Origin of the sequence: Chryseobacterium tagetis, from assembly GCF_016735585.2 — a bacterium.
In the GTDB taxonomy this organism is placed as follows: Bacteria; Bacteroidota; Bacteroidia; order Flavobacteriales; family Weeksellaceae; genus Chryseobacterium; species Chryseobacterium tagetis.
The window spans coordinates 406547-428673 of the sequence record NZ_JAERSE020000005.1 but is presented as its reverse complement, the minus strand read 5'-3'; the positions used below and the strand labels follow the sequence as shown (position 1 = coordinate 428673).

Sequence of the window (22127 nt, the reverse complement as noted above, 5' to 3'; positions counted from 1 at the left end):
CGTGATAAAAACTCACTTCAAGTTCAGATTAATTCAATTAAAATTTCATTAAACTTTTTCAAGGATCACAGCGTATCCCTGTCCTACTCCCACACACATGGTAGCCAATGCATATTTTGCATTTTTTTTATGAAGTTCCAAAGCGGCAGAATAGGTAATCCTGGTTCCGGACATTCCCAGAGGATGGCCTAATGCAATGGCTCCACCGTTGGGATTAATTCTGGGATCATCGTCTTTCAACCCTAATTCTCTGATACAAGCTAAGGCTTGGGCAGCAAACGCCTCATTGAATTCCATCACATCGATATCATCTAAAGCAAGTCCTGCTTTCTTAAGGGCTTTCTGTGTAGCTGATACCGGGCCTATTCCCATAATTCTAGGTTCCACACCTGTTACAGCAGAAGCTACAATTCTTGCTAAAGGTTTTAATCCGTATTTTTGAACAGCTTCTCCCGATGCTACATATACAGCAGCAGCCCCGTCATTTAATCCGGAAGCATTTCCTGCTGTGACCGTACCATCTTTTTTGAAAGCCGGTTTTAATTTAACCAAACCTTCCAAAGTAGAATTAGAACGGACAAATTCATCTTTGTCAAAGATTACAGGATCACCTTTACGTTGTGGGATTATAACCGGAATAATCTCTTCTGCCAATCTTCCGTTTTCAGTAGCTTCTGAAGCTTTTAGCTGAGATTGAAGAGCAAATTTATCCTGATCTTCTCTGGAAATATTGTACATATCAACAAGATTTTCCGCTGTCATTCCCATTGGATCCGTTCCGTACATTTCTTTCATTTTCGGATTAAAAAAACGCCATCCGAAAGAGGAATCTTCCATTTTGGAATCGGTGCCAAATCCTTTGGACGGTTTTGAAATTACAAGAGGACTTCTCGTCATATGTTCCATTCCACCTGCAATAAAAATATCTCCATCACCTGCTTTGATAGCCCTGTTAGCATGAATGATAGCTGACATTCCTGAAGAACAGAGTCTGTTAACCGTTTCTCCCGGAACTGTTACCGGCAATCCAGCCAATAATGCCGCCATTCTCGCTACATTCCTGTTATCTTCTCCTGCCTGATTATGACAGCCTAAAATAACATCATCTATAGCTTCTTTAGGAATAACCGGATTTCTTTTCACCAGTTCTTCAATCACTAATGCTGCCAGATCATCTGCACGAACAGCATCTAAAGTTCCGCCAAAGCTGCCGATCGGTGTGCGGATTCCATCTATAATATATGCTTCTGTATTCATCAGATTGAGTATTAAGAAAGTTTTTCAATAAAAACCGCTGTCGTTTTTTCACGGACTTCTTCTAAAGTAGCACCCGGCATTATTTCTGTTAAGGTTAATTTTCCATCAATAAATTCAAAAACCGCTTTATCAGTAATGACCATATCTACCGCTTTCAGAGCCGTAAGTGGCAAATCACATACAGGAACTATTTTAGCATCCCCATTTTTCTCATTATGCATCATGGTAATGATGAGTTTTTTAGCTCCTGAAGCCAAATCCATAGCACCTCCAACTCCCAATAAAGGCTGTCCCGGAACTGCCCAGTTCGCCAAATTAGCAGCTTCATCTACCTGTAAACCTCCCATCACGGCAACATCCACATGTTTTCCACGAATCATTGCAAATGAATCTGCGGAATCAAAATAAGAAGCACCTTTTAATGCAGTTACGGGAACTTTTCCTGCATTTACAGGATAATCCATTGCTCCTCCTCCGTCTGTAGGAGCAGGACCAACTCCCAACATTCCGTTTTCCGTATGAAGGATAATTCCATCTTCTTCGGAAATAAGGTCTGCAACCAAAGTAGGAATTCCAATTCCAAGATTAACCACATTTCCTTTATTCAATTCTTTTAAAGCTCTTTTTGCCATATTAAGGCGACTTTCGGAAACTTTCTTACTGGAAGAAACAGCAGCCGAACTTCCTAAATCTTCAAGTGTTAAAGTAGCCTGAACCAGATAATCCACATAAGATCCCGGTGTATGGATACTTTCAGCAGGAATTTCTCCTACCGGAACGATTTCTTCTACTTCTGCGATTACTAAATCTGCAGCAGTAGCCATCGCTCTGTTAAAGTTCTGCTCCGTCATTCTGTATTGTAAGTTTCCGGCTGTATCTGCTTTCCATGCACGGATAAAGGCTACATTTCCTTTGATACACGGAATGAAAACCTGCTCTACTCCATTAAGAATTTTAGTTTCTCTTCCTTTAGCAAGGTCTGTTCCGGCAGAAGTAGGTGTAAAAAAACCTCCGATACCTGCACCTCCTGCTCTGATCGCTTCTGCCAGGGTTCCCTGAGGAAGAAGTTCGGATTCTACTACTCCATCCTGGGCAGCTTTTACGGCTTCCGGGTTGGAAGTGAAGAAGGAACCGATGATTTTTTTCAACTGTCCGTTTCTGAGCAGTCGTCCTCCTCCTATCCCAACTTCTCCTACATTGTTTCCTATGAATGTTAAATTTTTTGTTTTAGTTTCTGCCAAGGCATGCATCAGATGAACCGGATTTCCTGTCATTCCGAAACCTCCCTGTAATAAAGTATCTCCATCTTTTACCATAGCTACAGCTTCCTGTAACGTTATCTGAGGTACTGTTTTCATATTTTGTATTTATTTTATTAAAATGAAAGAATATTCTTTGCAAATTCTTCTGCCTGTTCTACTGCTGATAAGTGTGCTGCTTTCAGAACTTCCAATTTGGAAACTGCAATTTTTGTTTTCATAAATATTCCGTCATCTACTGTTGTTACCAGATCTTCTGAACCGGCAATTACCAAAACAGGAATGTTTATTTTATCTATCTGATATCGATAATCTGCATCGCGTACTGCTGCACAGTTTGCACAATAACCACCTACATCATTGGCTGCGAATTTTTTCAGAATCATATCAACCTCATCGGCATGGTTTTTTTTAAAATCAGTTGTAAACCATCTTTCTGCCGTACCGTCAAGGATACTTGACAATCCATTTGCTGTAACTGTTTCAATACGGGTATTCCAGCTTTCTGTAGTTCCTATTTTAGCTGCAGTATTGGCAAGAATAATCTTGTCAAATTTATCAGAATGACTGATTCCCAGATACTGACCGATCAATCCTCCCATAGAAAGACCACAAAAAGTAATCTTTCCTTTTATATTCAAAGTATTTAAAAGCTCGATAATATCTTCTCCTAATTCTTCTATAGTCAGTTCTTTCTCAGAGTTGGAAGATTTTCCATGTCCTCGGGTATCATGTAAAATGATATTAAAATCAGATTTAATGATATCCACTACTTTATTCCACATAGAATAATCCGTTCCCAGAGAATTAGAAAAAATGATCGTTCTGTCTTTTCCTGAATTTAAAAATTCATAGTTACATGTATAATTTTTTAATTGTACTGTAGGCATGTTTTTGTTAATTAAATTGGGTTATCCTAAATCTCCTCCTGCTACGGGAATGGTAACTCCTGTTATATATTTGGCTTCATCAGACGCTGCAAAAAGAATCGTATTCACCTGATCTTCTATTTCTCCATATTTCTTTTGAAGAGAGGAATCAACGGTCTGGTCAATAATTTCCTGATACCATACTTTTTCCTGTTCCGATTGTGGATTTTCATTGCGTGGAATTAATCTTGGAGGAGCTTCAGTTCCACCCGGAGCGACTCCTATTACGCGGATATTATTAGGAGCCTGTTCAAAAGCTAATGAAGCTGTAATTGCGTTCACTCCCCCTTTTGCTGCGGCATAAGGTACGCGGTTAACACTTCTGGTAGCTACTGAAGAGACATTTACAATGGTACCTCCACCATTCTGGATCATCGACGGTAAAACCGCTCTGCATCCCCATAAAGTAGGGAATAAAGAACGGTTGATTTCTTTTGTAATCTCATCCTCTTCATAATGTTCAAAGGGTTTTGCCCAAATGGTACCTCCTACATTATTTACCAATATATCTACATGATCATAATGAGCTACGGCTTTTTTAACGACCGACTGAAAGCCTTCCCATTTTTCAAGATCTTCAACAACAGCTATGGTATCAAAACCATCTTTATTTAGTGTTGAAGAAATTTCTTGCACTATTTCCGAACGATCTACAAGAACTACTTTTCCTCCTTCTTTAGCTGCACGTATAGCAACTCCTTTTCCTATTCCCTGCGCTGCTCCTGTCACAATCATTACTTTTCCCTGAAATCTGTTTTCAAAAATCATTTTTACTTTTTACTTTTTTTAGAATTATTATCAAACTCCAGTCGGTAAAAATTTCTCAGTATAGAAATTTTCACAGTTTATTTCGTTGGTCTTGATGGTATCCTTTACAGCATCCACCATAGCATTCGGGCCACATATATACACATCGTATGCAGGCTCTGTTAAATATTCTTTATTGATCCATTGAGTTACATATCCTTTGATATATTGTGTATCTTCTTGTCTGGAGACACATGCATTCACCGTAAGATCAAGTCTGTCAGAAAAAGCATTGATACGTTCCAGCTCTACAAGATTCTCATCGAATGTTGCTCCATACAGAACTTTCACAGGCTGTTTATCTTTTTTTCCTGAGATGGCTTCTAACATGGAAATAATGGGTGCAATTCCTGTCCCTCCTGCAATCAGTAATGTAGGATTTTCGACTTCTCTTATATAAAAAGATCCAACAGGAGCCACAATATTAAGCTGATCTCCTACGGCTGCTTTTTCTTTTAGATAACCGCTCATTACTCCATCGGGAACTAAGCGGATCAAAAATTCCAGTTCATTAGTCCCTGATTTATTGGTAAAGGAATAGGATCTTGTTTCACCTCCTTCAGGAATTTCGATATTAGCATACTGCCCAGCAAGAAAATCTATGGTTTTACTTTCAGGCAGACTCACTTTAAGCTGAACAATTTCTGAAGAAAGATAATTGATTGCATGAATTGTTGTCGGAAAAGTTTCAGTCGCTACTTTACATGCTGCCGAACTTGCCAGTATATCGATAATCATATCTGTTTCGGGAACGATCTGACAAGCCAATCCATATCCCTGCTCGGCTTCTTCATCAGATAATGCATCTTCTATATAATCTCCCGGATCATATTGTCCGGATTTTACATGGCATTTGCAGGTTCCGCAGGCACCGTCTGCACAATCCAGAGGAATATTGATTCCTTCTCTGTAAGCTGCGTCTGAAACTTTTTCATAGGGCATTCCATTAATAATTTTTGTGATCCCATCTTCAAAGTTTAAAGCTATTTTAGGCATAAGTAAGTAAGTTTATTATTAATAGAATTAAATGTGATAAATATCCAGTACCTGACGGATATAGTCATTTTTGATCACTACTTTTTTATTCGTAATGATAAAGCTATCTTCAGTTTTACTCAAAGTATAGTAAGAGGTTCCAAAATAAGTATCTGTTGTTTTGTATCGGAAACTTTTCGTTAACCAGTTAAATCTTACTTTGATCTCCTTTTCATTTTCTTCGGTTACTTCTACGTTGGTAATATTGTGTGAAGTTCTCGGTTCCGGCATTGAAGCTCCTGAACGCTCTGTTTTAATACGGAAAACCCTGTCTTCCAATCCTCCACGATTGGTATAATAGATAAGGGAAATTTCCGTTTGCGGATCGGTAGTCAGCTGATCTTCATCCGTCCATGAAGGCATCCAGTATTCTACATCTTCGTGATAGAGTGTAAGCCATTCATCCCATTCCCTGTCATCCAGCAAACGTGCTTCTTTATATAAAAACGCCAGTATTTTAGCATATTCGGTCATATTCAAATTTTTTAGGTAATCCGGTTAATTGTATTCTTTTTCAACAGCTTCTTTCATGGCGTGCTGCCAATATTCATGCTGTGTGACGAACAGCCCTTCATCTTCTGATTTTATACCGCTTAGCAGTGGATGTATTCCCATCGTTTTGGCCTGTTCATCCTGACCATAGATCCAATGTGCGGCACCTCTGCTCATATCATTATGTTTTAAAGCAGTGGATTCATAGGCAATCTGACATGATCTGAATTCCTCAGCATCATCAGGAGTTCCCATTCCGGTAACATTAAAAAAGTCTTCATATTGACGGATTCTTATCGCTCTGTCTTCTTTGGATTCTCCTACGGGAGCAAAACAGTAAATGGTAACTTCTGTTTCGTTAACGGATATCGGACGTACTATTCTCAGCTGGGTAGAGAATTGATCCATAATATAAAGGTTAGGGTAAATTGCAAGATTCCGGGTCATATTCACCATAAATCCTGCTTTGGTTTCTCCAAACTCCTGAATCAACCTGTCTTTATGTTGGTAAACCGGACTTACTTCAGGATTCAACTTATTGGTCCATAATAGAATATGCCCGTTTTCAAATCCATATACACCTGCAACAGATTTAGACCACCCATTGGCATCTACAGCCTTTGTTGCTTCTTTCTCATAATTCCTTCTTCCCATAGTCGCCACATAATTCCAATGTACGGAAGAAACGTGATAACCATCTGCTCCGTTTTCCATCTGAAGCTTCCAGTTTCCATTATAGATATAGGATGATGTACCATTCAGAACTTCAAGTCCTTCAGGAGCCTGATCCACAATATGATCAATAATAATTTTAGTATCTCCTAAATAATCTTCCAATAATTCTACATCAGGGTTTAAAGATCCAAATAAGAAGCCTCTGTAATTTTCAAAACGGGCCACTCTTACGAGATCATGGGAACCGTCACAGTTAAACTGTTCAGGATAGCCTCCGGCCTTACCATCTTTTACCTTTAATAATTTACCTGAGTTGTTGAAAGTCCAACCATGAAACGGACAGGTAAATGAAGATTTATTTCCTCTTTTATAACGGCAAAGCTGAGCCCCTTTATGAGTACATGAGTTAATGATTGCATTGAGTTGGCCTTCCTTATTCTTAGTAATAACAACAGATTGTCGTCCTATATTGGTTGTATAATAATCATTGATATTGGGAATCTGGCTTTCATGGGCAAGAAATACCCAGTTCCCTTCAAAGATATGCTTCATTTCAAGATCGAAGAGTTCCTGATTGGTAAAAGACTCCCGATTATGCTGATAGACACCATTCTCTTTATCATGAATGATCATTGTATCTAAAAATTCTTTTGTAATGCTCATAAGTAAAATTTTAAAAGGTTATCCTACCGGAATATTAATATCCCGATAAATAGTATTAAGTAAACTTTATAAAAACAGCCAGTAAAAAAACCAGCTGTTATTATTAATTATTCTAAAAATTTAAGCTTATGCATCAACAGAGGCTCTGGTTCTGTGGTTTTCTCCCGCAGGAATAGTCGTTCTGTCAATCACCATATTGAAGTTAAAGTCAATTTTAGCAAAAGCCTCATCTTTACCATATTCTGCCGCTTTGTCTGCCGGAATTCTTTGTACATGCGGCACAAGATCTTCACGGGTTGCGAAAGCGAAATCGTCATAAGTAAGCGGATCTCCTTCTATATTGATTTGTGTTGTTAATTTTCTGAATCCAGGTGCTGTCGCAAAGAAATGGATGTGCGCAGGTCTTGATCCATGACGTCCTAACAGTGCCATCAATACATCTGTAGGTCCGCCCGGAGGACAAGAATATCCTACAGAAAGGAAAGATTTGAATTCATATTTTCCGTCTTTATCTGTAATAATGGCTCTTCTTAAGTTAAATTCCGGCTGAGTGGAATCAAAGTGAGAATAAAGTCCTTTCAGATTACAATGCCAAACTTCCACTTTTGCACCTTCTACGGGGTTACCTTGCTCGTCAAGAACATATCCGCTCATGTACAATCTTTCTCCACCCGGCTCAGGAACTGTTTCTAATTCTGCATACGATTTAGATTCAGGTGATCCTTCTACATAAAGCGGTCCTTCAATAGTACGAGGAGTTTTCGCATGGATTCCTGCCTGTTCATCTTCCCAGTCCATTTTCACATCAATAAAATGTTCAATTCCAGTTCCTGCGAAAATAAGTCCCCATTCTCCTTTTCTTCCTGCTTCTCCTAAATAATCACATGCTTTCCACATTTCTTCGGAAGTGATATCCAGATCTGCCATGGCATTAAATAAATCTTTTAATAATCTATTTACAATTTCTTTTATCCTTTCGTTTCCTACTCCAGGTTTTTCTTTAGATTTAATATCGGCTAAAACAGCATCAATACGTGCTTGGTCCATTCTTTCCATAAATATCAATTTTTGTTTTTTATAGTTAGTTTAATTTTAAATTCAATCTTATAGTATTGTTTCTCTTAGTGCATTTGCATGTTTACAAACGCCGGTTACCTTTATCGTCATATAAGGAAATAAAGGCAAAGAGCTGATGATCTGGTGCAGCTCATCCGGACTTTCTACTTCCAGTACAGAGATATTAGAATATTTTCCGGCAACTCTCCACAGGTATTTCCATTTTCCGGAAGACTGCCATTTTTGTGAGCATTCTTTTTCTCTTGCCACATAGTCTGCAAGCTTTTCGTCACTCCATGTTTCTGGAATGTGTACATCCATTTCTACAACGTATACCATTTTTTACTTTCTTTTATATTTTTCTATCTTATTCATATCTAATTCAATTCCCAATCCTGCTCCTGCGGGTAATTCAAGATTGAAATTCTGGTAAGTAATCGGTTTTTTAACGATATCATCGGTCAGTAAGAGAGGACCGAAAAGCTCTGTTCCCCAATCCAGATTAGGAAGTGTTGAAAAAATATGGGCAGAAGCTGCAGTACCAATAGTTCCCTCCAGCATGGTTCCACCATACAAAGAAATACCTGCACCTTGAGCAATAGCTGCTTGTCTGGCGATATTGGTAAGGCCTCCTGATTTAGCAATTTTAAGAGCAAAAACATTTGCAGCATTTATTTTTGCCAGCTTAAAGGCATCCTGAACTGTTGCCGCAGCTTCATCAGCCATGATCGGAACTTCAAAATAAGAAGTAAGTCTGGCCAATCCATCAAAATTGTGTTTAGCTAAAGGCTGTTCTATCAGATCAATCCCACCATCCTGAAGCTTTTTGATTGCTTTTTTAGCGACCTGCTCTGTCCAGGCCTGATTCACATCTACAGTGATCTTGATATCTTCTCCTAAAGCTTTTTTAATTTCAGAGACATGATGTACATCTTCTTTAGGATCTTTTCTTCCTATTTTAAGTTTAAAAACCCGGTGTCTTTTCTCACTGATTAAGCGTTTTGCTTCTTCAATATCTTTCTGGGTATCTCCGCTTGCCAAGGTCCAAAGAACCGGAAGTTTATCGGAAACTGCACCTCCGAAAAGATCACTTACAGGAACTTTTAATCTTTTACCGTGAGCATCTAATAATGCGGTTTCAATTCCGGATTTTGCAAAATAATTTCCGGAAACGTTTTTCTCAAGCATCATCATCAATGCATTGATTTTTGTAGGATCCTGCCCTATCAAAAGCGGTGTGAAATAGGTATCGATAGCCAGTTTCATTCCTTCCGGAAACTCATCTGCATAAGAAATACCTCCAATGGTTGTGGCTTCTCCTATTCCTTCGATATCATCTGAACACAAAAGACGGATAATTACCATCGTTTGTTTGCGCATTACCGCCATCGAAAGATGATGAGGTCTTATGGTTGGGAGATCTACAATACAGGTCTCAATATGAGTTATTTTTACTTGTGGCATATTTGTAAATTATGGTAAGTGATTGGTCACCTGGTAAGTGATTGGTCACCTGGTAAGTGATCGCTTACTTCGATTACAAACATACTTTGAAATGTTGTTTAAGAAATAGGACTTTTAATCTATTTTTGTCACAAATATGACATAGGTGTTAAAAAAAACATAAATTATCCCTTCACTCCTATTTTTTTCCTGAATTCATTGGGAGTAAGGCCTGTTTTCTTTTTAAATATTCTTGAGAAATAACTCGGATCATCAAATCCGATGCTGTAACATACTTCATTGATACTTTTTTCAATATCTGTCAACAATAATTGAGCTTCAGAAATAAAATAATCCATAATAACCTCTTTAGGAGACTGTTGGGCAACTGTGCTGCATATTCTGTTAAGATGTCCTGTAGTAATGTTCAGTTCTGCAGCGTACTGCTCGATTGTTTTTTTATAGGTATCGCTTTCTCTTATAAGCTGATTAAATCTTCTGAAATATATAACGGAAAGATTATCTTTTTTAGAAAGGCTGAGTCTTGCCTCTTCAGGAATACGGCTCAGCTGTACAATAATTTTGCCTACCATATATTTAAGCATCAGCAATCTTCCCTTTTCTTCTTTTTGGTATTCATCAATACATTCAAGCATGCATTTAAAAACAGTTTCGGAGTAGCTTCCTTCTACCACTTCTATTAACTGAAAGGTTTCGATAGCATTAATGACTTCCGTTTCACGTTTGACCATATGTTCCAGTACAGGATCAGAGAGACTGATAATCCAGCCTTTCATTTCTGTCTGATGTTCGAATCCGTGTTCGGTATTTTTAGGAACGGTAATGAAAGAAGGTCCGGTAATAGGAATTTTTTCGCCGTTGTACAGTAAGATAGTTGTTCCTTCAATCACCACAAAAATCTGAAACTGATTATTATGGGCATGAGGCTTCACATTATTATTATTCTCTTTACCAATGACGCCAAAAGGATAAATATATACCAGACCTTTTACAAAGTCGATACTATTTTTCCCATATAATCCATTGAAAAAGTACGGATAATATTAGCCATCACTTAGTAATTAAAAAACGTATGCTCACAAATATATAATAAAAAAAGAAGTAAGCTGATTCATCAAAAAAACACCAAAAACACACTTAAAATCAAACGATTAAAATAAAAAAGTGCGAAAATCACATGAGTAATAAAAACACCAATTTTCTTTGTACTATCAGATAGTATTAGGCAAAATATCTTTTTTGTAACGACTTTGAAATTTAATAGAATTCTATTAAATACATTACAGGAAAGATTCTCTTCAGATGATAATTAAACCTCTTTCAAAGTCTCACAAAAATAAAAGCCGCTATAAACATTACATTTATAGCGGCTTACTATTTATTAAATGATAATAATCAATACTTATTTTACTTCTTCGAAGTCTGCATCCTGTACATCCTCCCCTCCTGCATTTCCAGCATTCTGAGCTCCTGCATTTGCACCTTCAGCACCTTGACCTTGTGCATACATTTCTTCTGAAGCTGCCATCCAAGCGGCATCTAGAGCTTCTGTTTTAGCTTTCACATCATCTCCGTTTTTAGCTTCAAAAGCTGCTTTCAATTCTGTATGAGCTGTTTCGATAGCTGCTTTTTTATCAGCAGATAATTTATCACCAAACTCTTTCAATTGTTTTTCAGTCTGGAAGATCAATCCGTCAGCTTTGTTGAATACCTCAACTTCTTCTTTTCTCTTAGCATCTGCTGCAGAGTTTTCTTGAGCTTCTTTCTTCATTCTTTCGATTTCTTCGTCAGAAAGACCTGAAGATGCCTGAATTTTGATTGACTGCTCTTTACCAGTTCCTTTATCTTTAGCAGAAACACTTAAGATACCATTTGCATCAATATCGAAAGTTACTTCAATTTGAGGAACTCCTCTTTGTGCCGGTGGAATATCTGTTAAATCAAATCTACCGATTTCTTTGTTATCGTTGAACATTGGTCTTTCCCCCTGTCCTACTCTGATGCTTACAGCCGGCTGGTTGTCAGAAGCTGTAGAGAATACTTCAGATTTTTTAGTTGGGATTGTTGTGTTTGCATCAATTAATTTAGTGAAAACAGAACCCATAGTTTCGATACCTAAAGAAAGTGGCGTAACATCTAATAAAAGCACGTCTTTTACATCACCTGTCAATACACCTCCTTGGATAGCTGCACCAATTGCTACAACCTCATCCGGGTTAACTCCTTTTGAAGGTTTTTTACCGAAGAATTTTTCTACTTCTTCCTGGATGATTGGGATTCTTGTAGAACCTCCTACCAAGATTACTTCGTCGATATCCGAAGTTGATAAACCTGCATCTTTCAATGCTTTAGCAACAGGCTCCATAGATCTTCTTACTAGATCTGCAGATAATTGCTCGAATTTAGCTTTAGTTAAAGTCTTTACTAAGTGTTTAGGACCCGTAGCTGTAGCTGTAATATAAGGAAGGTTAATTTCTGTTTGCGGAGAAGAAGATAATTCAATTTTAGCTTTTTCAGCAGCTTCTTTCAATCTTTGTAATGCAATTGCATCAGATTTTAATTCTACTCCTTCTTCAGCTTTGAATTCGTCTGCCATCCAGTTAATGATTACGTCATCAAAGTCATCACCTCCTAAGTGCGTATCACCGTTTGTAGACAATACTTCGAATACACCATCACCTAAATCTAGGATAGAGATATCGAAAGTACCACCACCAAGGTCATACACAGCAATTTTTTGATCTTTATGAGCTTTATCCAAACCGTAAGCTAACGCCGCAGCAGTTGGTTCGTTGATAATTCTTTCTACTTTAAGACCAGCGATTTCACCAGCTTCTTTAGTAGCTTGCCTTTGAGCATCGTTAAAGTATGCAGGAACAGTGATTACCGCTCTTGTTACTTCCTGTCCAAGATAATCTTCAGCCGTTTTCTTCATTTTCTGAAGCGTCATTGCAGAAATCTCTTGTGGAGTATATTCTCTATCGTCGATTTTTACTTTTACAGTATCGTTTGGCCCAGAAACTACTTCATAAGGTACTCTTGAAATTTCTTTCGCATCTTCTTTGAAGTGAGTTCCGATAAATCTTTTAATAGAGTATACCGTTTTCTTTGGGTTAGTTACCGCCTGTCTTTTTGCAGGGTCACCTACTTTTCTTTCTCCGTCTTCTGTAAATGCTACAATAGAAGGAGTTGTTCTTTTACCTTCAGCATTAGGAATAACAACAGGGTCTTTACCCTCCATTACAGCAACACAAGAGTTGGTTGTTCCTAAGTCAATTCCAATTATTTTACTCATAATATTTATATTTTTTCTAATTTTTAAAATTTAATTTACACTCTCAATTTCTCAATATCTGTACCATTTGCATTGATGTGACAAAATGACACAATACAACAGTAAGAGACTTATTCACTCTGCAAAAACTACACTATTCAGGACACTTTTGACATTGACAGGGGTAAAAATTAATCAAAGTTTAACCTATATTATAGGGATCATAATCCCGCGAATTATTATTTTTGGTAAAATATAAACCAGAGAATGTCATTACACTTTAATCCAAGAGATATCACATGGCTTGCTTTCAACGAAAGAGTATTACAGGAAGCTATGGACGAAAACGTGCCTTTACATTTAAGAATCCGTTTTTTAGGGATTTTTTCTAATAATTTAGATGAATTTTTCAGAGTGCGTGTAGCTGGATTAAAACGGGCAATGGATTTTAAAGAGAAAGTAATTGCAGAATCGTTCTACCAACCTCCTTCAAAAATCCTCCAGAGAATTAATGACATTGTTATAAGACATCAGCAGAATTTTGACAAAACCTGGAAAAAAATTCAGGTAGAAATGGCTGATCATAAAGTTTTCATTAAAACCGCAAAAAACTTAACCGCAAAGCAAAAAGAATTTGTCAGAAATTATTTTGATGAAGTCGTAGAAGCTAATGTCATTCCTATTCTTCTTCATGAAAATACGCCAATGCCATACATGAGAGACAAAAGTCTTTATCTTGGCGTTGCGATGAGAAAAAAAGACTGGCAATATTCAAGCAATTATGCCATTATCGAAATTCCGTCAAGGTTTGTAGGAAGATTTCTTTTGCTTCCAACGGAAAATCCTGAAGAAAAGAATGTAATGTTGTTAGAAGATGTCATTACCTTCAATTTACCACACATTTTCTCTTATTTCGGATACGACGAATTTTCTGCCAATGCATTTAAAGTAACTAAAGATGCAGAACTTGATCTCGACAATGATATCCGAACCAACTTTGCGGAAAAAATTGAAAAAGGATTAAAGAACAGAAGAAAAGGAAAACCAACCCGTTTCGTTTTTGATAAAGATATGGATAAAGCACTTCTGGAAATGCTTATCCGAAAATTGAACTTAACCAAAAAAGACAGTATTATTCCAGGTGGAAAAATTCATAATTTCAAACATTTTATGGATTTTCCTGATGTATTTGAAAAATACGAAAGACCTGTAGAAAGAACTTCTTTCATGCATCCTGCTTTTGAACATGGAGAAAGAGTGACGGATGTGATTTTGAAACATGATGTTCTCCTTACTTTCCCTTATCATAAATACAATCCTGTAATCGATCTTCTGCGTGAAGCGGCAATGGATCCGGATGTAAAATCAATTCAGATTACCGCTTACCGTTTGGCAAGCAGCTCAAAGATCATCAATGCGTTGATTAATGCTGCCAGAAATGGTAAAGAAGTGACGGTAATGCTTGAACTTCAGGCCAGATTTGATGAAGAATCCAATTTAGAGTGGAAAGAAATGCTGGAACCTGAAGGGATCAATGTTTTGGTAGGAATTCCTGATAAAAAAGTCCATGCAAAATTGTGCGTCATTAAAAAAAGAGCCCATAATAAAACGCTCCAATACGGATTTATAAGCACGGGTAATTTTAATGAAAAAACGGCCAGAATCTACGGAGATCATCTTATCATGACTTCCGACAGAGGAATAATGGCAGATATCAATAAAGTTTTTAATGTCCTGAGAAAGCCGAAGGAAGATTATCTTACGGTATTAAAGACCTGCAAAAACCTTTTGGTTTGCCCTCAGTTTATGCGTGAAAAAATCATTCACCATATTGATAAAGAGATAGAAGAAGCTAAAGCAGGAAGAAAGGCAGAAATAATCATTAAAGCCAATTCCGTAAGCGACCGTATTCTTATTATGAAGCTTTATGACGCCGCCAATGCAGGGGTTGTAGTAAAAATGATTGTAAGGGGAATTTACTGTGCAGTCAACCAAAAAGACTTTAAAGAAAAAATAAAAGCCATAAGCATTGTAGATGAGTATCTGGAGCATGCAAGAGTGATGTATTTCTATAATAAGGGCTCAGAAGATCTGTATATTTCTTCCGCTGACTGGATGACCCGAAACCTTGACTACAGAATAGAAGCTGCGGCAAAAATCACTGATAAAAATTTAAAAACTGAATTAAAAGACATTCTTGATATTCAGCTTCGGGATAATGTAAAAGCAAGAATATTAGATAAAAAATTAAGCAACGAATATATCCGAAATGGTAAAGAAGAATGCCGTTCTCAGGTAGAAACGTATAAATACCTAAAAGCAAAGGCTACAAAAAAATAAATACAAGCTAAAATCTTTGCTTTAAATGGGAAGTAAACATATATTTTTGTAAATTCAATTCATTAACTGAAATTTAATAAAAATACGTACGAACAAAATGATCATCGCAGCGATAGACATAGGAAGTAATGCAGCCAGACTTTTAATAAACGAAGTAAAAACTCAGCAGAAAGAGCCTGAATTCATCAAGCTTAATCTTCTCAGAATTCCTCTGAGATTAGGAATGGATGTTTTCACTATGGGAAAAATCGGTACGGAAAGAGAAAAAATGGTTCTCGATTCCATGAAAATTTTTAGCGATCTGATGAAGATTTACAATGTGGAACATTACAGAGCCTGTGCTACAAGTGCAATGCGTGACGCTGCAAATGGTCAGGAAATCATTAAAAATGTAAAAGAAATTTCAGGGATTGATATTGAAATTATTTCAGGAGACGAAGAAGCAACTCTCATCTATGAAAACCATGTGGCAGAAGGTCTTGACAAAAATTTCGCCTATCTCTATGTAGATGTTGGCGGAGGTTCTACTGAGCTTACATTCTACGAAAATGGCAAAATGATGTATGAAAGATCCTTCAACATCGGAACCATACGTCTTCTGAACGATTTGGTGACAGAAGACAACTGGAAAGAAATGAAAGAGGAGATCAAAGCCAATATCGTCAGCAAAAAACCTATTGTTGCCATTGGTTCCGGAGGAAACATCAATAAAGTATTTTCATTAAGCAAAACCAAAGACGGAAAACCGATGTCCGCTTCCTATCTGAAAAAAGCATATAAAGAATTTGCAGGACTTACGATAGATGAAAGAATGACTCAATATAATTTAAGGGAAGACCGTGCAGATGTTTTGGTTCATGCTTTGAAAATCTATAATAATGTAATGTCTTGGTCGGATATCAGTCGTATTTTTGTTCCTAAAATATCTGTTGCTGATGGGCTTATCCATAATATTTACGGAAAATTACACGTTAATAAGTAGTTTTTTAAAAAAATATACATTATAAAAACCGATTATTTTTTGATCGGTTTTTTGTTTTTAAAAACACAATTTACCTGAAGTAAGAAAAATCATTTTAACCATTAAGGTATTAAGATTCATTAAGGTCTACATCCTTCTTATTTTGATATTATAAATGAACAAATCTTAACTTTCTTAATCCCTTAATGGTTAAAATATAAATTTTGGATAAAGGAAACGCTTCGTTAGTTCGAGTGTTTTTCGTAATGAAATGAAGAAAAATGTATCGAGAACTTTAACCAAATTCAACTTATCAACACGATTTTTCCAAAAATATCTTCAAAGTGACTTTGTTTAGTCAATGATCTACCACTCCAAACTAAATTTAATTTAAAATTTTTTAAAGTAAAACCCAGTAAGGAAACGTCATTAAGAAAAACAACGAAAATGGACACACTCAAAATAATTCTAACAGGAGCAACAGGAATGGTAGGGGAAGGAGTTTTAATGGAATGTCTTGAAAATCCCAATATATCAGAGATACTAAGCGTAAGCAGAAAACCATCCGGAAAGAAACACGCCAAACTTAAAGAATACATTGTTTCAGACTTTTTAACAATCGATATGAATGATGAGAATCTGAAAGGGTATGACGCTGTTTTCTTTTGTGCAGGAATCAGCAGCGTAGGAATGAGTGAAGAAGAATATATTAAAACAACTTATGATGTAACCTTACATTTTGCCAAAGTTGTTTTAAACCAAAACCCGAATATGGTCTTCAATTATGTTTCAGGAGCTCATACTGACAGTACCGAAAGCGGAAAAATGATGTGGGCAAGAGTAAAAGGGAAAACAGAGAATGCATTAAAGAAACTCGGCTTGAAAGCCGCATACAATTTACGTCCCGGTTTTATGAAACCTGTTGAAGGTCAAGAAAATGTAAAATGGTTTTTTAAACCTTTTATTTGGCTCTTCCCTATTTTTTTACCGTCAAAATCATTAACTTTACACGAAGTGGGAAGAGCAATGATCAATGCCGTACAAAAAGGTTACCCTACTTCAACATTAGAAATTAAAGACATTAAAAATCTCGCGGTATGAAAGATATGTTAAAAAGAATTTTTCTGGTTATCTTTGTATTACTGGTTCTGACAGCCATTTCAGGGTTTTTCTTCATGCAGAAACACCCATTGGGAGGACAGCAGCCTGTTACCAAAAGCCATGCTCCATCAGGACAAACGGTAAAGTAGTACAATTATTTAGCTATAAATATATCATGCCATTTCACAGGTATGTTTATTTTTCTTGTGATCTTATAACATGCCTTTTATTCATAATACAATTACCTATTTATTAAACATTTATTAAAATTACCTTAAAATGTTTGCAAAGTAGAAACTTCATTTTTGCATAAACTTAATTTAAGTAAAAATGATTAATAACTACTTGTTAAAAGGCTCTGTAATTGCCGCATTCTTTCTTCAGGGAAATCTTTTCGGACAGACCTCTCTCATCCACTACTGGAATTTTAATAACAACGCTTCCGCCGCTTCAATCACTACACCAACCTCAACTTTGACAGGCGGCTCACTTACCGCATTCATTGGAGGAACCACTGAAATCGATTTCGCAGGGGGAACCGGACAAAACTTTAACGTCAGCAATTTAAATGCAAGAAACGGAGATGCTTCAGGAACGCATTTGAGATATAATATTCCTATTGGAGGTAACTTACAGTTCAATTTACCTACTACAGGCTACAATAATGTAATGGTGAAGTTCACCACAAGAAGATCAGGTTCTGGAGCAGGAACACAAACATGGAGCTATTCGATTGACGGAACGACATTTTTACCTTATCAAACGGTTTCTCCGCTGGATGCAGATCCGCAGTTGATTACATTTGATTTCTCTGCGATTACAGGTGTTGCTAACAATCCAAATTTCAAACTTAAAGTTGAATTTGCTGCAGGAGCCGGAGGAGCGGTAGGAAACAACCGTTTTGATAACTTCACGGTAGATGCAACAGCAGTAAGTGGAACCGATACGACTCCGCCAACCGTGGCTTATCTTCCGACAAATAACACAAATAATGCTTCCACGACTGTAAATCCTACCATTTCTTTCAACGAAAATGTAAGGTTAATAGACAACTCAACGATCAACGATTCTAATGCACAAACACTTGTAGATTTCCGCCTTGGAAATGCTTCAGGTACACAGGTTCCCTTTACTACTACTTTTGCCAATAACAAGATCACAGTAATCCCTACCTCAGGTTTAGTTCCCAACCAAGCCTATTATCTGGCTTTAAAACCGAATATGGTGGAAGATACGAGTGACAATGCAGTTACAACCATTACTTCCACAACATTTACTACAGCCGGAACCGCAATTTCTTTAGATAAGAACTTTATCAAGGTAAATGAAAACGCAGGAACTTTAGCATTTAAAATAAATATTGCCAATCCTTCAAATTCAACAGTTAATTTAGTTGTAAAACCAGCGCCTTTCAGTACTGCAAATAATAGCGATTTTACTTTAGCCAATCAAACAATTACACTTACTCCTTCAATGACGAGCTATACTGTAAATATTCCGATTATTGATGATACTTTGGAAGAGCAGCAGGCTGAGTATTTTGTGGTAAGTCTTGAAAATCCTGTCGGAGCAACAATTTCAGGGGATAATAATGCAACGATATATATCGTAGATAATGATAAACCTGCGCCAGTTCCATCCAACCAAATCTCATTAAACTATATCGGAAGTTTTGATCCTTCCGGAACGAATAGCAGTTCTACGGAAATTGTCGTTCATGATCCTACAACGCAAAGATTATTTACGATCAGTTCCATTACAGATGTTTTTGACATTATTAATTTCAGCAATCCAACGGCTCCAACTGTGGTAAGCACAATCAATATGGCTCCATACGGCGGAATCACAAGTATCGCTGTGAAAAACGGAATCATTGCTGCAGCTTCACCCAATACGAATCCACAGCAAAACGGCTCTGTTGTCTTCTTTGACATCAACGGAAACTTTTTAAAGCAGGTTACGGTAGGAGCTTTGCCGGATATGGTAACATTCTCTCCGGACGGTACAAAAGTAATCACAGCTAATGAGGGAGAGCCTAATGATACTTATACCGTAGATCCTGAAGGGTCCATTAGTATCATTGATATTTCCGGAGGAATCAGCAACCTTACCCAAACGAATGTAACAACGCTTAACTTCAACGCTTTTGATTCTCAGGTGGCGGCTTTAACGGCAACTGGTTTAAGAAAGGTAAGAACCAACAATACATTGTCTCAGGATCTGGAACCTGAATATGTAACGGTAAGTGCTGACAGCCAGAAAGCATGGGTAACTCTTCAGGAAAATAATGCTATTGCAGAAATCAATTTAGCAACAAAAACAATAACAAATATCTGGGGATTAGGCAAAAAAGACATGAGCATCCCTGGAAACGGTTTTGATGCTTCTGATAATAATGGCGAAGTTTTAATTGCAAACTGGCCTGTAAAAGCCTATTTCCTTCCGGATGGAGTTCAGAACTTTAAAGTGGGAGGAACCAATTATATTGTAACTGCAAATGAAGGGGACGAAAAAGATCTTTCAGGATTCAGTGAGAGAACAACAGTCGGAGCCAACGATTATATTTTAGATCCAACCATTTTTCCGCAGTCATCAATTCTCAAAGCTTCTTATAACTTAGGAAGATTCAGAGTTACAAATGCCACAGGAAATACGGACGGAGACACCGATTTTGAAGAAATTGCAGCATTGGGAGCCCGTTCATTCTCCATATTCAATGCAGATACAAAGCAGATCGTTTATGACAGTGGAGACAGATTTGAAAGGTATATTGCGGCCAATCATCCTTTGATCTTCAATGCAGACAACGAATCAAACGGAACAAAAACCCGAAGCCGAGCAAAAGGACCTGAACCTGAAGGAGTAGCTTTGGGAACTATTGGCACACAAACTTATGCCTTCATCACGCTGGAAAGAACAGGCGGCGTAATGGTTTATAATGTTACAGATCCTAATAATCCTACTTTCACAGATTACAAACATTCCCGATCAACTTCGGCTTATGGTGGAGACAACGGACCTGAGGGAATCATCTACATTGCTCCTGAAAATACAACAACAGGAAAGGGATATGTAATCATTGCCAACGAGATCAGTGGTACATTATCGATGTACGAAATTAATTCCGCAACACTGGCAACAGGGGAAACAAAAGTTGAAAAAGCAACCTTCAATATCTTCCCAAATCCGGTAACAAAAGGAAATACGCTTTATTTCAACAGAGCTCAGGACTATGAATTGTATGATATGTCAGGAAAATTCCTTGGAAAAGAGAAAAATGCTCTGACCATCGACACTTCTAAATTGAATACCGGAGTATATTTAATCAAAACTTCAGAGGGAGAAGTGAAGAGAGTAATTGTAAAATAATTTTCAGACTTAATAATTTACATGTTGAAGCCTCGATTTTCGGGGCTTTTTATATTGATCACTTCATCATGACAAGATTTAAACTATGCTTTAATAGAAATTTGTATATTTAAATCTTTCCCTATAATTATGAGAAAAATCTTTTTACTCCCTTTTTTGTTATTTTATATTTTTCTTTTTTCGCAAAATGATAAAGAAAATGGTTTCTCCCCATTACCCAGACTTGAAATTAAAGATTTGGTAAAGAAAATTAATCCCAATAAAAACTTCACCAATTGGGCTCTCGTTTATTATGACTTTACATCTGATAAGATTTTGTTTCAAAAAGGTAAAAAGAAATTATCTCCTTCAAGGTCTGAACGTGATTTTTACGGTTTCTTTCCCTGTATTCCAGGCGGCTGTTATTCTTACTTTTACACCATTAATAAAACTAATGAGGAAAAATATATCACATCGGGAAAAGATATAATTAGTTTTTTTGGAGAGATCGATACTATTGAAGAAGCACTCTTTCTTGCTATGCTACAAGGTTATGGTATCGACGAAGATTATAAAAATGGCAATAGTTACAAAAAGCTTGATAACGGCTTTCTGTTACATGTATCAAAGATTTCCTATTCTCCTTATAAAAAGGAAGCATTTATAATAATGGTTAAAAAAAATGGAGAATTTAGCACACAATCGGATGGCATATATTATTCCGATTCAAATGTCAGGATTGATATATAAATCTAATTTTAATTGAATAATTAAAATTTTCGGACAACACAGAGTTAATGTTCTATCGAAAATAGATTTGGAATTTTTTTTATATATTTATAACAATAAAAACCAAATTCACAATGAAAAAAATTAGAACAATTGGCGTTCTGGCCATCTTAGTGTTGACTACAGGTACAGCATTTTCTCAATCCAGAAAAACAGAATCTACAAAAGGGGTAGAACAAACAGACAACCACAAAATGATAAAGGTAGAAGGAGTTGGCCATAAACTTAACTATACCCTTAAAGGCGGAAATGTAGAAGTAGAAGGTGGTGATAATACAGTAACCATCAAAGGAAGTGCTAAAAAAGTTTCCGTTTCCGGGACTGGTAACAAAGTGTATATTGACAGTGTAGATAAAGTTTCCATAGAAGGAGGCAACAATACGGTGTATTACAGAACTTCCGGAACAAAATCAGGAAAACCTGATGCTGCTCTTACCGGAGTGGGAAATAAGGTTGTAAAACGGTAATTAAAGTTTCAAAGTAAAACCTTTGGAAGAAATTTAAAGGAGGCAACTTATAGGAATTGCTTGTAATAGCCTTACAATCATTAAAATTCGACACAATAAAAGGAAATATAAGTATCCAGATTGATAGAAATGAGTTTCATAATCTGGATGCTTTTTGTACGGTAGGTGATGAAATTCATTTACCTGCATGATGTTTGGTAGAAACAGAAA

General features: G+C 36.8%; 19 protein-coding genes. 7 read left to right on the top strand and 12 right to left on the bottom strand.

Annotation, left to right across the window (positions count from 1 at the left end):
• Positions 1-48: 48 nt before the first annotated feature.
• From pcaF to dnaK, 12 genes are all read right to left on the bottom strand, one after another.
• Positions 49-1257, bottom strand: coding sequence for a 3-oxoadipyl-CoA thiolase (gene pcaF, locus JI747_RS18775; protein ID WP_225690396.1), 1209 nt, complete (start codon positions 1255-1257; stop codon positions 49-51).
• A gap of 11 nt (positions 1258-1268) precedes the next feature.
• A complete protein-coding gene (locus tag JI747_RS18770; RefSeq protein WP_225690395.1) occupies positions 1269-2615 on the bottom strand; it encodes a 3-oxoacid CoA-transferase in 1347 nt (448 codons plus the stop codon).
• Between the two features lie 17 nt (positions 2616-2632).
• Positions 2633-3406 (bottom strand): 3-oxoadipate enol-lactonase, encoded by a 774-nt coding sequence (gene pcaD, locus JI747_RS18765; protein ID WP_225690394.1) that lies wholly within the window; start codon positions 3404-3406, stop codon positions 2633-2635.
• 21 nt (positions 3407-3427) lie between these two features.
• Positions 3428-4213 carry a 1,6-dihydroxycyclohexa-2,4-diene-1-carboxylate dehydrogenase gene (locus JI747_RS18760; RefSeq protein WP_225690393.1) on the bottom strand — a complete coding sequence of 262 codons (786 nt, stop codon included), beginning with the start codon at positions 4211-4213 and terminating at the stop codon, positions 3428-3430.
• A gap of 30 nt (positions 4214-4243) precedes the next feature.
• Positions 4244-5248 (bottom strand): benzoate 1,2-dioxygenase electron transfer component BenC, encoded by a 1005-nt coding sequence (gene benC, locus JI747_RS18755; RefSeq protein ID WP_225690392.1) that lies wholly within the window; start codon positions 5246-5248, stop codon positions 4244-4246.
• A gap of 27 nt (positions 5249-5275) precedes the next feature.
• Complete coding sequence (gene benB / locus JI747_RS18750) at positions 5276-5761, bottom strand: benzoate 1,2-dioxygenase small subunit (protein WP_225690391.1); 486 nt, start codon at positions 5759-5761, stop codon at positions 5276-5278.
• 24 nt (positions 5762-5785) lie between these two features.
• Positions 5786-7117, bottom strand: a complete 1332-nt coding sequence (locus JI747_RS18745) for a Rieske 2Fe-2S domain-containing protein (protein WP_225690390.1) — start codon at positions 7115-7117, stop codon at positions 5786-5788.
• A gap of 126 nt (positions 7118-7243) precedes the next feature.
• Positions 7244-8173: a dioxygenase family protein gene (locus JI747_RS18740; protein ID WP_225690389.1), complete on the bottom strand. Its 930-nt coding sequence runs from the start codon at positions 8171-8173 to the stop codon at positions 7244-7246.
• Between the two features lie 48 nt (positions 8174-8221).
• Positions 8222-8512, bottom strand: coding sequence for a muconolactone Delta-isomerase family protein (locus tag JI747_RS18735; protein ID WP_225690388.1), 291 nt, complete (start codon positions 8510-8512; stop codon positions 8222-8224).
• A 3-nt stretch (positions 8513-8515) separates the two neighbouring features.
• Positions 8516-9637 carry a muconate/chloromuconate family cycloisomerase gene (locus JI747_RS18730; RefSeq protein ID WP_225690387.1) on the bottom strand — a complete coding sequence of 374 codons (1122 nt, stop codon included), beginning with the start codon at positions 9635-9637 and terminating at the stop codon, positions 8516-8518.
• Between the two features lie 164 nt (positions 9638-9801).
• The gene (locus JI747_RS18725) at positions 9802-10593 is read right to left on the bottom strand and encodes an AraC family transcriptional regulator (protein WP_225690415.1); all 792 of its coding nucleotides are present in this window, start codon (positions 10591-10593) and stop codon (positions 9802-9804) included.
• Between the two features lie 446 nt (positions 10594-11039).
• Positions 11040-12932, bottom strand: coding sequence for a molecular chaperone DnaK (gene dnaK, locus JI747_RS18720; RefSeq protein WP_225690386.1), 1893 nt, complete (start codon positions 12930-12932; stop codon positions 11040-11042).
• 246 nt (positions 12933-13178) lie between these two features.
• Between dnaK and ppk1 the strand changes: the two genes are divergently transcribed.
• The 7 genes from ppk1 to JI747_RS18685 all read left to right on the top strand — a co-directional run bounded on the left by ppk1 (position 13179) and on the right by JI747_RS18685 (position 21917).
• Entirely contained in the window at positions 13179-15251 is a 2073-nt protein-coding gene (ppk1, locus tag JI747_RS18715; protein WP_225690385.1) for a polyphosphate kinase 1, read from the top strand.
• A gap of 97 nt (positions 15252-15348) precedes the next feature.
• Positions 15349-16233 carry a Ppx/GppA phosphatase family protein gene (locus JI747_RS18710; protein WP_225690384.1) on the top strand — a complete coding sequence of 295 codons (885 nt, stop codon included), beginning with the start codon at positions 15349-15351 and terminating at the stop codon, positions 16231-16233.
• A 426-nt stretch (positions 16234-16659) separates the two neighbouring features.
• The gene (locus JI747_RS18705; protein WP_225690383.1) at positions 16660-17313 is read left to right on the top strand and encodes an NAD-dependent epimerase/dehydratase family protein; all 654 of its coding nucleotides are present in this window, start codon (positions 16660-16662) and stop codon (positions 17311-17313) included.
• On the top strand, positions 17310-17462 hold the full coding sequence (locus tag JI747_RS18700; RefSeq protein ID WP_225690382.1) for a hypothetical protein: 153 nt from the start codon (positions 17310-17312) through the stop codon (positions 17460-17462). Before JI747_RS18705 ends, JI747_RS18700 begins: the two co-directional genes overlap by 4 nt.
• Positions 17463-17643: 181 nt before the next feature.
• On the top strand, positions 17644-20682 hold the full coding sequence (locus JI747_RS18695) for a choice-of-anchor I family protein (RefSeq protein WP_225690381.1): 3039 nt from the start codon (positions 17644-17646) through the stop codon (positions 20680-20682).
• Between the two features lie 129 nt (positions 20683-20811).
• Entirely contained in the window at positions 20812-21411 is a 600-nt protein-coding gene (locus JI747_RS18690) for a hypothetical protein (protein ID WP_225690380.1), read from the top strand.
• 113 nt (positions 21412-21524) lie between these two features.
• The gene (locus JI747_RS18685; RefSeq protein ID WP_225690379.1) at positions 21525-21917 is read left to right on the top strand and encodes a DUF3060 domain-containing protein; all 393 of its coding nucleotides are present in this window, start codon (positions 21525-21527) and stop codon (positions 21915-21917) included.
• Positions 21918-22127: the final 210 nt, after the last annotated feature.

Coding starts and splice junctions, on each gene's coding strand:
- pcaD (WP_225690394.1), bottom strand. CDS start 3,406: ATGCCTACAGTACAATTAAAAAATTATACATGTAACTATGAATTTTTA.
- pcaF (WP_225690396.1), bottom strand. CDS start 1,257: ATGAATACAGAAGCATATATTATAGATGGAATCCGCACACCGATCGGC.
- JI747_RS18690 (WP_225690380.1), top strand. CDS start 20,812: ATGAGAAAAATCTTTTTACTCCCTTTTTTGTTATTTTATATTTTTCTT.
- JI747_RS18695 (WP_225690381.1), top strand. CDS start 17,644: ATGATTAATAACTACTTGTTAAAAGGCTCTGTAATTGCCGCATTCTTT.
- JI747_RS18710 (WP_225690384.1), top strand. CDS start 15,349: ATGATCATCGCAGCGATAGACATAGGAAGTAATGCAGCCAGACTTTTA.
- benB (WP_225690391.1), bottom strand. CDS start 5,761: ATGACCGAATATGCTAAAATACTGGCGTTTTTATATAAAGAAGCACGT.
- JI747_RS18770 (WP_225690395.1), bottom strand. CDS start 2,615: ATGAAAACAGTACCTCAGATAACGTTACAGGAAGCTGTAGCTATGGTA.
- dnaK (WP_225690386.1), bottom strand. CDS start 12,932: ATGAGTAAAATAATTGGAATTGACTTAGGAACAACCAACTCTTGTGTT.
- JI747_RS18760 (WP_225690393.1), bottom strand. CDS start 4,213: ATGATTTTTGAAAACAGATTTCAGGGAAAAGTAATGATTGTGACAGGA.
- JI747_RS18685 (WP_225690379.1), top strand. CDS start 21,525: ATGAAAAAAATTAGAACAATTGGCGTTCTGGCCATCTTAGTGTTGACT.
- ppk1 (WP_225690385.1), top strand. CDS start 13,179: ATGTCATTACACTTTAATCCAAGAGATATCACATGGCTTGCTTTCAAC.
- JI747_RS18730 (WP_225690387.1), bottom strand. CDS start 9,637: ATGCCACAAGTAAAAATAACTCATATTGAGACCTGTATTGTAGATCTC.
- JI747_RS18740 (WP_225690389.1), bottom strand. CDS start 8,173: ATGGAAAGAATGGACCAAGCACGTATTGATGCTGTTTTAGCCGATATT.
- benC (WP_225690392.1), bottom strand. CDS start 5,248: ATGCCTAAAATAGCTTTAAACTTTGAAGATGGGATCACAAAAATTATT.
- JI747_RS18705 (WP_225690383.1), top strand. CDS start 16,660: ATGGACACACTCAAAATAATTCTAACAGGAGCAACAGGAATGGTAGGG.
- JI747_RS18735 (WP_225690388.1), bottom strand. CDS start 8,512: ATGGTATACGTTGTAGAAATGGATGTACACATTCCAGAAACATGGAGT.
- JI747_RS18700 (WP_225690382.1), top strand. CDS start 17,310: ATGAAAGATATGTTAAAAAGAATTTTTCTGGTTATCTTTGTATTACTG.
- JI747_RS18745 (WP_225690390.1), bottom strand. CDS start 7,117: ATGAGCATTACAAAAGAATTTTTAGATACAATGATCATTCATGATAAA.